Below are 13557 nucleotides of genomic sequence, written 5' to 3' on the forward strand. Positions count from 1 at the left end.
AGTAAGGACAGCTGTCATGGCCAGAGAATTCGATCTCCGCACCGAGGCGAGCAGCGGCACCACCGTCGCTGCGGAGCGACGCGCGGAACTCCACGCCGCGGCCGAGGCAGCCTCCGCCCGGCCGGGCGGCCACGACGTCCAGATCGTCAGCTTCGACGCGAGCACCGGCAATCCCGCGGTCGTGGTGTCCCGGGACGCGCCGGCTGCTGACGGCGACTTCGTCCGGCGTGCGCTGGCGCATGTGCAGAACGTCGGGCCGGCACTCGGCCTCGCTCCGGAGCAGGCGCCCGAGTACCTCGCCGATCCTGGTTACCAGACCACCTCGGCCGACGGCGTCGCCGTACACCTGAGGCAGCAGTACAAAGGCATCGCGATCTACGACGCGAGCGAGACGGTCCGCTTCGACCCGAGCGGCCAACTGCTCGAAGTGGCCGGGCGGTCGTACACGATCGCCGACGATCTCGTCGTCGAGCCGTCGATCCCGGCGTCGGAGGCTCTCGAGGTGGCGGCGGCACATCTCGCAGCCGGCGACGACGAGGTGGAGCCCGATCCCTTCGGCCAGTCCGTCGCCGAGCCGGTTCCGGACGTCCAGTCGATGACCGCGCGGCTGATCACCTCCCCGCTCGAGCGCCCCGACCGGGCAACGGTCTTCGAAGCGACCGGATTCGCCCGGCCGGTGACGGTCGCGCTGATGTGGTTCCCGCTGGACGGAGGGCTGCGACTCTCGTGGCATCTACGGGTCCAGGTGCCCGGCGCCCCGGAGTACCGGTTCCTGATCGACGCCGCCGACGCGCGGATCCTGCTGTGCCGACGGCTCACGCACGGGCTGGGCGGGCACGCCCAGGTGGTACTGCGTTCCGGCGAGGGACGGAAGGATGTCGACTTCCCGCTGCCACTGGCGACGTACGGCGTACCTGTGCCTCCCGGGCTGCCCGCCGGGTTCCCGGATCCCTGGCTGCTCGACGAGACCACAGCGGGAGCCTCGGTACGCGCAATCGACTTCAGCACGGGCCGCACAGTGAAAGGAGCACCGAGCGCGGGCGGCGTGGTGTTCGCAGCACCCGCTCAGGAGAACGCGCCGGAACAGCTCGTCCTGAACGTGTTCTCGTACTGCGCCGCGATGCACGACGCGCTGTACCTGCTGGGGTTCCGGGAGCCCGACGGCAACTTCCAGCTCAGCGCGCTCGGACGCGGCGGCCGGGCCGGGGACGCCGTGCTCGCCCAGGTGCACCCGGGGGTGGTCTGGGGTACGGCGAACATGGCCACGCCGGCCGACGGATCCGCGCCGACGATGAACATGGGACTGGTCAACTCCACCCAGCGGCACACCGCACTGGACGCGGACGTGGTCTATCACGAGTACACCCACGGGCTGTCGAACCGGCTCGTCGGAGGCCCGCTGGACGACACCTCGCTGGACGCGGCTCAGTCGAGTGGGATGGGTGAGGGCTGGAGCGACTTCGTCGCGTGCTCACTGCTCGGCAAGAAAGTCGTCGGCGACTGGGTGGTCGACCGCGCCACCGGGATCCGCCGCCACGCCTACACCGAGGACTACCCCGGCACCTATGCCGAGCTCGGCTCACCGCAGTACACCAAGGTGCACGATATCGGCGAGCTTTGGTGCGCCGGACTGATGTCGCTCGGCCGACGGCTGGGCCGCACCGAGACCCTGCAGATCGTTGTCGACAGCCTCAAGCTCACGGCCGCCAACCCGAGCCTGCTCGCCGCGCGCGACGCGATCCTGCTCGCGGCCCGGCAGTTCTCCGTCGCGCGCGGAGACGACGACGGGGCCACAGCAAGCTTTGTGCAGTCCGCCTGGGAGGTGTTCGCCCGCTATGGGATGGGTCCTGGTGCGCGGACCGACGGACCGCAACTGAGCGGCATCGTCGCCGACTTCGAGCCGCCGCCTGCCCCGTCGACCTCAATCCTGCGGGCCGAGGCGGCTCCCGGCCTGACCATCCCGGATGCCGATGCGGAAGGCGTGGTGTCCACTGTCTCGCTCCCGGCTGCGGGAGTGGTGCAGTCGCTCGCAGTCGACGTCGTCATCACGCACCCGTTCCGGGGTGACCTGGTGGTGAGCCTGGTGGCGCCGGACGGCCGGACCGCGGTTTTGCACAACCGGACCGGCGGCGGGGCAGACAACCTGCAGCGGTCGTACGACTCCGACTCGGTCGCTTTGCTCGCCGCACTCGTGGGGACGCAGACCGGCGGAAGCTGGTCGTTGCAGGTGGCGGACCGTGCGCCGGCAGACGTCGGCCGACTGGATAGCTGGGCACTCGCGGTCGGGATCGCCCCCGTGGGTCCGTCGGTGCAACTGCAATCCCTGCTCGGCGCGCCGATACCGGCCGAAGGCCCCGCCCTCGAGAACAAGGTCACCGTGAGCGAGGCTGGAACCGTCGCAGGGGTAGCGCTTGCCGTCGACATCGCCCACGCGCAAGTCGGCGACCTGGGCGTCGCGCTGCGCGGCCCGACCGGGAAACGCGTCACCGTCCATCGCCGGGGCGGCGCGGAAGTGGATCACCTGATCACCACCTACCGCAGCGACGCCGGCGAACCACTCGCCGCCTTCGTGGGGTTGGACGCCCAGGGCGATTGGACCCTCACGGTTGTGGACAAGGCCGGCCGCGACGTCGGAAAACTCAACAGCTGGACCCTCACGGTGCAGCTCTGATCACTTGCCCGAAGCATCTACAGCGGATCGCTGGAACACGACCGTCTCTCTGGCGTTCGCCCTGTCCACGACCCGCCGACAGTCGTCGTCACCAGCCACTGACCATGCCATCGCCCGTACGGTTGCCCTGGTCAACCACCGTTCTGGTTCGGGTTTTGGTTCTGGTTCTGGTTCGGGCCGGCGGTCTGACTCGAGCTCTGGCCGGCCAGGCTGCCGAGGACCCGGTCCGGTGGGGCGACGAAGTGTTCCAGCGGCATCCCGTCCAGTGCGCCGCGCATCGCGGTCTCCCAGATCGGTCCCGCCGTACCCGAACCGGTCGGGTCGGTGATGTCCTGACCGTCCAGCTTGTGCCCGTTCATCAGGTTCGTGTACGGCGGAGTCGCGTCGGCGACCACCGCCGCGGCGGCGAGGTTCGGGGTGTAGCCGGAGAACCAGACGGCGAGATTCTGGTTGATGGTGCCGGTCTTGCCGGCCAGGTCCCAGTTCCCGAAGGTCAGGTTCCCGCCGGTACCGCCGGGTTGCATGACCGCGCTCAGCACCCGGTTCACGCCGTCCGCGACCCACGGTTCGAGGACCTGCTTGCAGGACTGGCCCGGGGTCGCGATCGACTTGCCGGCCTGGTCGGTGATCGAGGTGATGAGTAGGGGCTGGCAGTAGACACCACGGGCGGCGAACGTCGCATACGCGTTCGACAGCATGAGCGGAGTCACGTAGCCGACTCCGAGGGTGAACGACACCACTTGGTCGAGCGGCTTCAGGGTCTGCGCGTTGTACATGCCGAGCTCGGCCGCGACCGTCGCGGGCGCGCACAAGCCGGTCTTCTCGGACAGCTGCAGAAAGTAGGTGTTCACCGAGAACCGGGCCGCGTCGACCATGGTGAAGTCACCGCTCCTGGTGGAGTTCTTCGGCTGGTAGTTCAGAACCCGGGTCCGGCCCGTGCAGGTCCGGAACGGGACACCGCTCAGGTCGATCTGCGGCGGCGAGTTGATCTGGTAGTCGATCGGGATCCCCTGCTGGATCGCCGCGGCGATGGTGAACGCCTTCATGGTCGAGCCGTTCTGGAACCCGCCGTACCCACCGGCGTAGGACTTCTCGACGTTGTAGTTGTACGCCGTCTCGTGCCGGCCATCGCCGTACGGCGTGCTCTGCACCATCGCCTTGACCAGGCCGGTCCCCGGCTCGACCACGGTGACCGCGGCGATCGTGTTGTCGGTCGGCTTGCTGTGCTGGTCGATCGAGTGCTGCGCGGCGGCCTGGATGCGCGGGTCCAGCGAGGTCTGGATCGTCAGGCCACCGGTCTTCAGATTGTGGTCGCGCTCCTGGACGGTGTCGCCGAGCGCCGGGTTGTCGACCAGCTTGGAGACGACGTACTCGCAGTAGAAGGGGTACGGCGAGTTCGCGCAGCCATTCAGCAGTGGGCGGACGGTGGACAGGTCGATCACCGGTGCCCGAAGTGCCGCGTTCGCCTCAGCGACCGAGATCCGGCCGAGCTTGAGCATCCGCTCGAGCACCGTGTCCCGGCGGTTCCTGGCCTGCACCGGATTGGTCACCGGGTCGTAGCCGCTCGGGTTCTTGACGATGCCGGCCAGCATCGCGGCCTCGGGAAGGGTGAGCTCGGAGGCGTTGACGCCGTAGTAGTGCTGGGCGGCGGCCTGGACGCCGTACGTCCCGTCGCCGAAGTTGGCCAGGTTCAGGTACCTGGCCAGGATCTCGTCCTTGGAGTACTCCTGCTCGACCGCGATCGCGTACCGCAGCTCCGTCAGCTTGCGCTGGTAGGTGAGCGCGGTCGCGGCGCGTTGCTCGGCCGGGGTGCGGGCGTTCTCGAGCAGGGTCAGCTTCACGTACTGCTGGGTGATGCTGGAGCCGCCTTGGACAGTTCCGTCGGCGCGGTTGCGGATCATCGCCCGCAGCGTGCCCTGGAGATCGAGTGCGCCGTGCTGGTAGAACCGCGAGTCCTCGATCGCGACGATCGCCTGCCGCATCGTCGGGGCGATCTGGTTCAGCCCGACCGGCGCGCGGTTCTCCTCGTACAGATTCGCGATCAAGCTCCCGTCAGCTGCCAGGATCCGGGTCCGCACCTCGGGCGGCTGAGACGTCAATGTCTGCGGCAACGCGTGGAGCGAGTCGGCCACCTGCTCGCTGCCGATCCCCGCCAGCCCGGCGAGCGGCACCAGCAGCCCCGCCATCAGTGCACCGGCCAGCGCACTGACGCCGAAGAGCCTCGTCAGCGATCGAACACCCTGCCCGGCAGCGCGCACCTGTCCAAGCTAGTTCGCGATATCAGACCAGACACGTCGCTCTCAGCGTCCTCTCATCCACCACCGCATCAGTTGCCCCCCGCAACGAGTTGGAGGCCGTCCCGGCGTCGCGACTGGTAGTAGCAGGGCGCTCACCGACCGCGGAGGCGATGTCGAAATGAGTCTTCTTCGTTTACCGTGGCGGTGGGGGTGGTGGCGTGGGGGCGGACCAGCTGCGGATCAACCTGCTCGGCGAGTTCACGGCGTCGTACGACGGTGCCGTGCTCGATCTGGGTGGGCGGCGGCAGCGCGCCGTACTCGCCGTGCTGGTGCTCGCACGCGGCGAGGTCGTCCCGGCCGACCGGCTCGCCGACGCGGTCTGGGGAGAACATGCGCCTGGCAACACCGCCGGCGCCCTGCAGTCCTATGTCTCGCACCTGCGCCGCAGCTTGCAGCCGGGGTCACCGGCTCGCGCCCGGTCCGCGGTCGTCGTCCGCGAGGGTCCCGGGTACGCCGTACGACTCCCCTCCGACGCGGTCGACGCCTGGCGGTTCGAGACCCTGCTGCAGACGGCCACGACGTCCCCTGCGGAGGCGGCGGCCGCGCTGCACGAGGCGCTCGCGCTGTGGCGCGGTCCGGCGCTGGCCGAGTACGCCGACGAGCCGTGGGCCGCTGCCGAGATCGCCCGCCTGACCGAGCTGCGATCTGTCGGCCGGGAGCGGCTGCTCGCCGCTCGTCTCGATCTCGGGGAGGCGGCCCTTGTCGCTGCCGAGCTGGAGGGGATGGTCGCCGAGGAGCCGTTGCGGGAGGAGCGGTGGCGGCTGCTGGCGCTCGGGTTGTACCGCGCCCATCGGCAGGCCGACGCACTGGCCGCGCTGCGGCGTGCCCGCGAGACCCTGGCCGACGAGCTCGGCGTCGACCCCGGTCCGGCTCTCCGCGAACTGGAGGCGCAGGTACTCGCGCAGTCGCCCGAACTGGTTCCGGCCAAGCAACCGCGGCAGGAGACGGTGCAGGCAACGGCCCCGGACCGCAACGGTCTCGTCGACCGGGACCGCGAGCTCGCCGCACTCCGGTCGACGCTGGACGACCTCGCTGGCGGGCAGCCCGGCCTGCTGTTGTTCGAGGGTCCGGCCGGGATCGGAAAGACGCGGCTGCTGGCCGAGGCGCGCAGGCTCGCGGCCGAGCGGTCCGTGCGGGTGCTGTCGGCCCGCGGGAGCGCGTTGGAGAGTGCGTTCGCGTTCGGCGTCGTACGCCAGCTGTTCGAGGCAGAAGTCGGCGACCCCGTGCGTCGCGGCGAGCTGCTGCGTGGGGCCGCAGCGGGAGCCGGGGCCGTGTTCGACATCGCCGACGGCGGCCGGGCCGAAGGCTTCGCCGTGCTGCACGGCTTGTACTGGCCGGCGGTCAACCTCACGACCGAGGGACCACTGGTACTCGCGGTCGACGATGCGCAGTGGTGTGACGGCGCCTCGCTCCGCTTCCTGGCATATCTGGTACGACGGCTCGCCGCGGTACCCGTACTGGTCCTGGCGACCCTGCGCACCGGCGAGCAACACGACCACGAGGACCTCATCGCAGAGCTGGCGCTCGAACCCGAGGCGCTCGTCGTACGGCCGGCGCCGCTGTCCACGGAGGCGACGGCGGAACTGGTGGAGCGACGGCTCGGCGTACGACCCGCACCCTTGTTCGTCACCGCCTGCGAGCGGACGACCGCGGGGAACCCGTTCCTGCTGTGTCAGCTGCTCCAGGCTCTTGCGGCTGACGGCGTCCGGCCGGATGCCTCCCACGCCGACCGGGTCGTAGCGGTCGGGTCGCGGGCGGTGTCGAGCCGGGTACTGCTGCAGTTGCGCAGGCTGCCACCCGACGTCGTGGTCGTCGCGAGGGCGGCCTCCGTCCTCGGCGACGGTGCGGCCCTGCCGGCGATCGCGGCACTGGCCGGCGTCACGGAGGCCCGTACCGCGGAAGCGCTGGCCGCACTGGCGCGTGCCGAGATCGTCAGGGACGAGCAACCAGTGACGTTCGCACACCCGCTCGTGCGGGACGCGGTGTACCAAGCGCAGCCGGCGGCCGAGCGGGAACTTTGCCACGAGCGGGCCGCGTCGGTCCTCCGGTCTGCCCGGACGAGTGACGAACTGGTTGCGGCACACCTACTGCTGGCGCCGCCCCGGGGTGACGAGAACGTCGTGACACTGCTCCGTACGGCGGCGCGCGAGGCGGCGGAGCGAGGGGCGTCGGAGAGCGCGGTGACCTACTGCGCAGGGCACTTGTCGAGTCGCCGATGGGCTCGGGGCGAGGTGACGTCGTGCTCGAGCTCGGGATGCGAGAAGCGCCAGTGGACGGTGCGGCGGCGGTTGAACACCTGGTGCAGGCGTACCGGCTGCAGGACGACCCGCGCGTCCGCAGCGAGATCGCCATCGCGGCCGCCTCGACCCAAGTGTTCGCGAGTCCGCCCGGAGTCGCGACGACCTTCGCCCGGGAGGCCGCCGCGGCGCTGCCTGACGGACTGGCCGACCAGCGCCAGGCGCTCATCGCCATCCAGCGCATCAGTGGGTTCATGCACAGCATCGGCGACGGCTGGCAGACACCCGCTCAGGAGCCGGCCGGCCAAGGACCGGGAGCGCGGATGCTGGCCGCCACGGTCGCACTGGAAGCGGTTCTGGCCGGCAGCGACCGGGAACGCGCCATCGCGATGGCCCGTTTCGCACTCGACGGCGACCACCTGATCGCGGTCGACGACGGGCTGTTCTGGGTCAATGCCGCGGCGGTCCGGATCCTCTCCGACGACGACATCGGCGACTTCTGGAGCCGGGCTCGCGCCGCCAGCCACGCGCGCGGGTCGCTGTTCGCGGCCCTCTCCACCAGCCTGTGGGAAGGCTTCTGGCAGTGGCGCCGCGGTGAGCTCCACGAGGCCCTGGCGTGCCTGCGGGCCGCGCTCGACCAGGATCGCCTCTGGGGAGGTACGCGGGTGGGCGAACCCTTCGCCCGCGCCTTCCAGATCGGCTGTCATCTCGATCGGGGCGACCTCGCTGCCGCCCGCCGGGCGGCCGACGCCTTCGCCGGCGGCGCCGCGTTCGGCGAAGGCGGTCGCGTTTATCAGCAGGCCGTGGCGCGCCTGCTGGTCGCCGAGGGCCGCTGCGAGGAAGCCCTTGTCGTGCTCGGCGATCCGCAGTCGACCATCGACGGGATCGCCATCGTCAATCCGGTCTGGAACCCGTGGCGGTCCATCAAGGCCGCAGCTTTGTTCGGGCTCGGACGAACGTCGGAGGCGATCGAGACGGCCGAGGAGGAACTGGCTCTGCTTCGGACCTGGGGCGCACCGAGCTTCCTCGGCAGGGCTTTGTGCATGCTGGGCGAGTTCCGTGGTCGCGCGGGTCTCGACGACCTCGTGGAGGCGGTGGAGCTGCTTTCGTCGACGACCGCCGCGGTCGACCTCGCCCGAGCACAATGCGCGCTCGGCAGCCATCCGGACGTGGGCGGCGAGGATGCGATCGCGCTGCTGGAAGCTGCAAGCAGGTTGGCGGAGCAGCGCGGCGCCGGTGCGGTGCGCGAGCGGGCCTTGACCGAACTGGAGCGGCGCGGTCGCCCGATCGAGCCAGGCACCGACGAGGTGCCCCGGTTGTCGCGGACCGACCGGCAGATCCTCGACCTGACCGCCGCCGGCCTGGACGTTCACGAAGTCGCGCAGCGGATGTTCGTCACACCGGGAACCGTTCGGGACGTCCTGGACGGTGCCGGCTTCACGGCGGAACCCGGCAGCTCAAGAGTTTCTCAAGTCGGACAGGTGACCATGACGCACGACCAGAACGGGAGGCTCCAGTGACGGTGCAGCAGAGTCTCCGGGCCGCGAGCCTTCGAGGGCTCTGCGGCGGCGCCGTGCAGCTTCCCGGCGATCGGGCGTACGACATGGCGCGCGCACCGTGGAACCTGGTCGTCTCCGACTATCCCGCGGCCGTCGCCTATCCCGCGTTTCCCGAGGAGGTCGCCGAGGTCGTCCGCGCCGCGCAGGCCGCCGGCCTTTCGGTCGCGCCGCAGGGCACCGGCCACGGCGCCCCGGCGCTGGGCGGCAGGCTGGCCGATGCCGTACTGCTGCGCACCTCCGCGATGACGGAGCTGAGCATCGACCCCGAGAACCGAATCGCCCGCGTCGGCGCCGGCGTGTTGTGGGGTGATGTCGCGGAGGCGGCCGGGAGGTATGGGCTGGCCACGCTGCATCCGTCCTCCCCCGACGTCGGCGTGGTCGGCTACTCGCTCGGTGGCGGGATCGGATGGTACGCCCGGCGACTCGGTCTGCAATGCAACTCCGTCACGGCAGTCGAGGTCGTCCTCGCCGACGGCACCTTCGTACGAGCGACCGCCGACAGCGACCCCGACCTGTTCTGGGCCCTCCGCGGTGGCGGTACGCCGCTCGGCGTGGTCTGTGCGCTCGAGTTCGAGCTCCAGCCGATCCAGACGGTCGTCGCCGGGTTCCTCGCCTGGGACGGGACGGCCGTCGACCAGGTCCTGCCCGGGTGGGTCGCGTGGTGCGCGGACGCCCCCGAGCACGTGACGACGTCGTTCCGCCTGGTCGACGTACCCGATCGGGACTCGATACCGGCCGAGGTCCGGGGTCGGCGATTGGCCATCATCGACGGTGCCGTGCTCGGCGACGACGCGTTCGCAGACGACGTACTGGCGCCGTTGCGCGGACTCGCTCCGGAGCTCGACACGATCGGCCGGGTTCCGGCCGCCGACCTGGTCAGGCTGCACCTCGAGCCGGAGGAGCCGACCCCCGCGTACGCGAGCAGCACGCTGGTCGCCGAGCTTCCCGTCGCCGCGATCGCCGCGGTCATCGAGACTGTCGGTCCGCGATCCGGCAGCACCCTCACGGTGGCCGAGTTGCGCCAGCTCGGCGGCGCACTGTCCCGGCCGGACCCGGACGGCGGCATCCTGTCGGCCCTCGACGGCGCCTTCCTGGCACTGGGTGTCGGCCTGGGGTTCGAGCCCGACGACTGGCCGCGGCAGCGCGCCGACGCGGAGCGGTTCCTGGCCGCGGTCGCCCCCTGGTCGACCGGAGGCACCTATCTTCCGATGCTCGACGACAGCAGCGACACCCGCAAAGCCTTCCCGCCGGACGTCCACGCCCGGCTCACCGCGATCCGTCGCAGGCTCGATCCGCACAGGCTCTTCATGGCACCGCATCAGACTTGAGCCGGCGCCTCAAGCCGGTCACAAGTCGCCGTCAAGTGCTTCGCGACACCGTCGGTCCGTCATCACAGCAACGACAGACCGAACAGGAGAAGTTCGATGACGATCGCTCTTGACCGCGCCACCATCCGGCAGCACACCTCCCTCGAGGAACTCCGCAGTCGCCTGACCGGCGAGGTTCACACACCCGACGACGAGCAGTACGCCGCGCTGTCCACGCCGTGGCTCCTCACGGTACCCATGCGGCCGGCCGCGGTTGTCGCCGTACGCACTGCCGAGGACGTGGTCGCCACCGTCCGCTTCGCCCGGGAACACGGCTACACCGTCGGCGTACAGGCCACCGGCCACGGGGCCGACAGCTCGTACGCCGGACACCTGCTCGTGGTGACCAAGGGCCTCGACGAGGTCACTGTTCACCCTGAGGGTTGGGCTCGCGTCGGGGCCGGCGTCAAATGGCTCCCGGTGATCCGAGCGGCCGCGCGGTACGGGCTGGCTCCGCTCAACGGGTCCACCAGCGACGTCGGCGTGGTCGGGTACACGACCGGTGGTGGCGTCGGCCCGATGGCCCGCACGTACGGTCTCGCCGCGGACAAGGTGCGCGCGTTCGAGGTCGTCACAGGAGACGGCGAGTTCCGTCGCGTCACCCCGACCGAGCACCCGGATCTGTTCTTCGCCCTCCGGGGCGGCAAGGGCGCCACCGCGATCGTGACGGCGGTGGAGTTCGACCTGGTGCACCTGCCGACGTTCTACGGCGGCGCGGTGTACTTCGACGGCGCCGACTCAGCACGCGTCATCGAGCGGTGGCGGGACTGGTCGGAGAATCTTCCCGAGCAGGCGACGACGTCGTTCGTGCTCTTCCAACTGCCCGACATGCCCGGCGTCCCGCCGGCCCTGGCGGGCCGCATGACCCTCGGTGTCCGCTTCCTCTGGACCGGGGCCGCGGACGAGGGCCGCGAGCTGCTGGACCAGATCCGCTCCGTCGCTCCGGTGATCCTCGACGACGCCGACCTGAAGCCGTACCTGGCCGTCGACTCGGTGCACGCCGACCCGGTCGACCCGATGCCCGTCGTCGACCCGGCCATGCTGCTCACCGAGTTCACCGACGTGACCGCGAAGCGGCTGCTCGACGTGGCCGGCTACGACGCGGGGTCACCGCAGATCATGGTCGAGGTCCGCCAGCTGGGTGGCGCCTACGCCCGGGAGGCCGAACACCCGGACGCCTTCTCGCACCGAGCCGCCGGCTTCAGCGTGCTCGCCGTGGGCATCGCGGAAGACCCCCGCGTGCTACCGCACTGGGACCGCCTCTACGCGGCGCTGTCCGAGTGGGACACCGGCGGCGTCTGGCCGAACTTCGGGCCTCCCCACGACGCCCGGACGGCGCGCCGCGCGTACGACGAGGAGACACTTCGGCGGATCGCCGAGGTGAGCCGAAAGTACGACCCGGACGGTGTCCTGCAGATCGGTGAGTACGCCCGCGCGGTTGCCGGCTGATACTCACAGAGCACGAAGCGCGCGGCGGAGCCCCCACACTCCGCCGCGCGCGCGTGGAAGGCCGGCGTCGCCAGTCCTGCCACTGTTGACCTCAAGTCAACTTTAAGTATGAGAGTGCATCCACCCGGGTTCGAGGTTCGACTCGGCCACTCCCCGCCTCAGAGTGGAGTCGTTCGATCTAAGCCACGGGCTCAGTGTTGGTCAGTGCTGCGGCTATGCGTTGGCGGGCTTGGTAGTAGTGGTTTGGGTCGAGGACGGGGCGGTTGAAGCGGAGGGTGCGGTCGGGGTCGATGAGGTCCAGGGCCGCGGTGGTTCCGTGGGCCGCGCGTACGGCTTGTAGTGCGCGGTGGTCCCACATTGCCTGCGCGAAGACGCGGAAGCGGATCGACGGCCAGGGTGTTCTGTCCGGGCCCGGGTAGACGGCGAAGGGGTCTCCGGACGGGAACGCACCTCCCGCCGAGGTGTCCGTGAAGGGGTCCACCCGCCGGATGGAGTGCCAGGAGTACCAGAAGTTGAATCCCCAGTGGAGGAATCCGTCTACGCCGGAGGAGAAGAGCTGGTGCCCGATCGCACGGTTGCGCGACGAGGGCATCCCGATGAATCGGTTCGCGACATCGCGATCCTGTGAGACGCAGTAGTACACCCACAAGCGTTCCGGCCGCTCCGCCAGGAACGGTTCGACGTGATCGGTCGCGACGACGGGCACGGGAACGGCACCCGACGTGTAGAAGGAGTGCTCGCTGAGGGCGTCGACGACCGTCCAGCCCTTCAGGAGATCGGCGACGACGGCTTTCGCGGCGAGGTAGCTCGCGAGTCCACCCTCTCCGGATGGCTCGTCCGAGATGTGGAAGACCACGTGCTCGCGGTCCCATTCCTCGTCGAGCACTGCCTGCAGCGCCGGCAGGAGCGCTTCCATCAAGGTCCGGTATCGAGCGTCGGTTGCCGGGACGTCCCAACCGAACGCTCGCTGCTGGTTCACGACGATGCCGGGCGTTGCTTCCGCGCCCCACTGGGTGAAGAGATGCGCGACCTCGACGCCGCTGATCCCGTTGCGTCGGCACAGGTCGAGCCAGCGCCGAAGCCGATCGAAGCCGAACCGGTATCCCTCGGCGGTCGCCGTGATGTCGATGAGCTGCACAACGGTGCGGTACGAACCGACCGCAGTGTCGAGCGGTGGCGTCCAGACCGGTGCGAGCAGCGACGTCACACCCATTTCCGCCGCCGATGCGATGAATCGCTCGACGAGGGTCCAGTGCTCTTCGCTGAACACCTCGACACCGTAGTGATCGGCCAGCGCGTCGAGGTGCATCCAGTGGCTCGACACGATGTCGAGTGGCGGCAGCTCGATACCGGTGATTTCGACGGTGACCGGCTCCCGATGGAGCTCAGACCCGTCCGGCGAGACCATCACGATCGTGAGTTCGTGTACGCCGGCCCGCACCGGATCGGTCGCGGTCAGGTCGAACCACACCGCCCCCCAACTGCCGAACCGCACGGGAGCTTCGCCGTTCGGCACGGGACGCAGCACGTCGGGATACAGCCCGGGTTCGTCCCACTCATAGCCGTCGTCATGCCCCGGGAGAGCGAGGAAGGCGCAAGGCACGAGGTCCACGCTCGACACCGCGACCAGGTCGCCAGCTTCCCCCTCGATCCGCACCTGGAGCGGGCGCGGGTCGCGGAACGTCGGGTCGAGCGGAGGGCGGTAGGCGAGTTGGAAGGACGCCGGCTCGCCGAGGAACGCCTGGAACCGGGTTGCGGTGGTCACGGGCCGCGGGTCCCGAACCGGGTGCACCTTCGCGAGCGCATCGCAGAGTACGAACGTCCACTTCGCGGTCACTTCGGACCACTCCTTCCGACGCCAGGACGACACGCTTCTTTGCGTGATTGTGGACCCTATGATGCAGATTCGCGCATCAATACACAACGATGAGTCCATACCTCCGGCCGGTACGACGGGTTCGTCGTACCGGCCGGCGG

General features: G+C 70.0%; 7 protein-coding genes. 5 read left to right on the forward strand and 2 right to left on the reverse strand.

Annotated elements, in window-relative coordinates; translation table 11 throughout:
- Positions 1-16: 16 nt before the first annotated feature.
- Positions 17-2671 carry a M36 family metallopeptidase gene (locus tag OG558_RS36115; RefSeq protein WP_405067001.1) on the forward strand — a complete coding sequence of 885 codons (2655 nt, stop codon included), beginning with the start codon at positions 17-19 and terminating at the stop codon, positions 2669-2671.
- A gap of 131 nt (positions 2672-2802) precedes the next feature.
- On the opposite strand, the gene OG558_RS36120 is transcribed toward OG558_RS36115, so the two are convergent.
- Entirely contained in the window at positions 2803-4929 is a 2127-nt protein-coding gene (locus tag OG558_RS36120) for a transglycosylase domain-containing protein (RefSeq protein ID WP_405067002.1), read from the reverse strand.
- Positions 4930-5126: 197 nt separating this feature from the next.
- Between OG558_RS36120 and OG558_RS36125 the strand changes: the two genes are divergently transcribed.
- From OG558_RS36125 to OG558_RS36140, 4 genes are all read left to right on the forward strand, one after another.
- Entirely contained in the window at positions 5127-7628 is a 2502-nt protein-coding gene (locus OG558_RS36125; protein ID WP_405067003.1) for a BTAD domain-containing putative transcriptional regulator, read from the forward strand.
- Positions 7529-8725, forward strand: coding sequence for a hypothetical protein (locus OG558_RS36130; RefSeq protein WP_405067004.1), 1197 nt, complete (start codon positions 7529-7531; stop codon positions 8723-8725). Before OG558_RS36125 ends, OG558_RS36130 begins: the two co-directional genes overlap by 100 nt.
- Positions 8722-10092 (forward strand): FAD-binding oxidoreductase, encoded by a 1371-nt coding sequence (locus OG558_RS36135; RefSeq protein ID WP_405067005.1) that lies wholly within the window; start codon positions 8722-8724, stop codon positions 10090-10092. Before OG558_RS36130 ends, OG558_RS36135 begins: the two co-directional genes overlap by 4 nt.
- A 96-nt stretch (positions 10093-10188) precedes the next feature.
- Positions 10189-11580 (forward strand): FAD-binding oxidoreductase, encoded by a 1392-nt coding sequence (locus OG558_RS36140; RefSeq protein WP_405067006.1) that lies wholly within the window; start codon positions 10189-10191, stop codon positions 11578-11580.
- A gap of 178 nt (positions 11581-11758) precedes the next feature.
- Here the strand turns inward: OG558_RS36140 and OG558_RS36145 are convergent, their stop codons facing one another.
- Positions 11759-13417, reverse strand: a complete 1659-nt coding sequence (locus tag OG558_RS36145; protein ID WP_405067007.1) for a DUF4091 domain-containing protein — start codon at positions 13415-13417, stop codon at positions 11759-11761.
- Between the last annotated feature and the right edge of the window lie 140 nt (positions 13418-13557).

The sequence above is a fragment of the Kribbella sp. NBC_01510 genome, from assembly GCF_045040325.1.
GTDB lineage: Bacteria > Actinomycetota > Actinomycetes > Propionibacteriales > Kribbellaceae > Kribbella.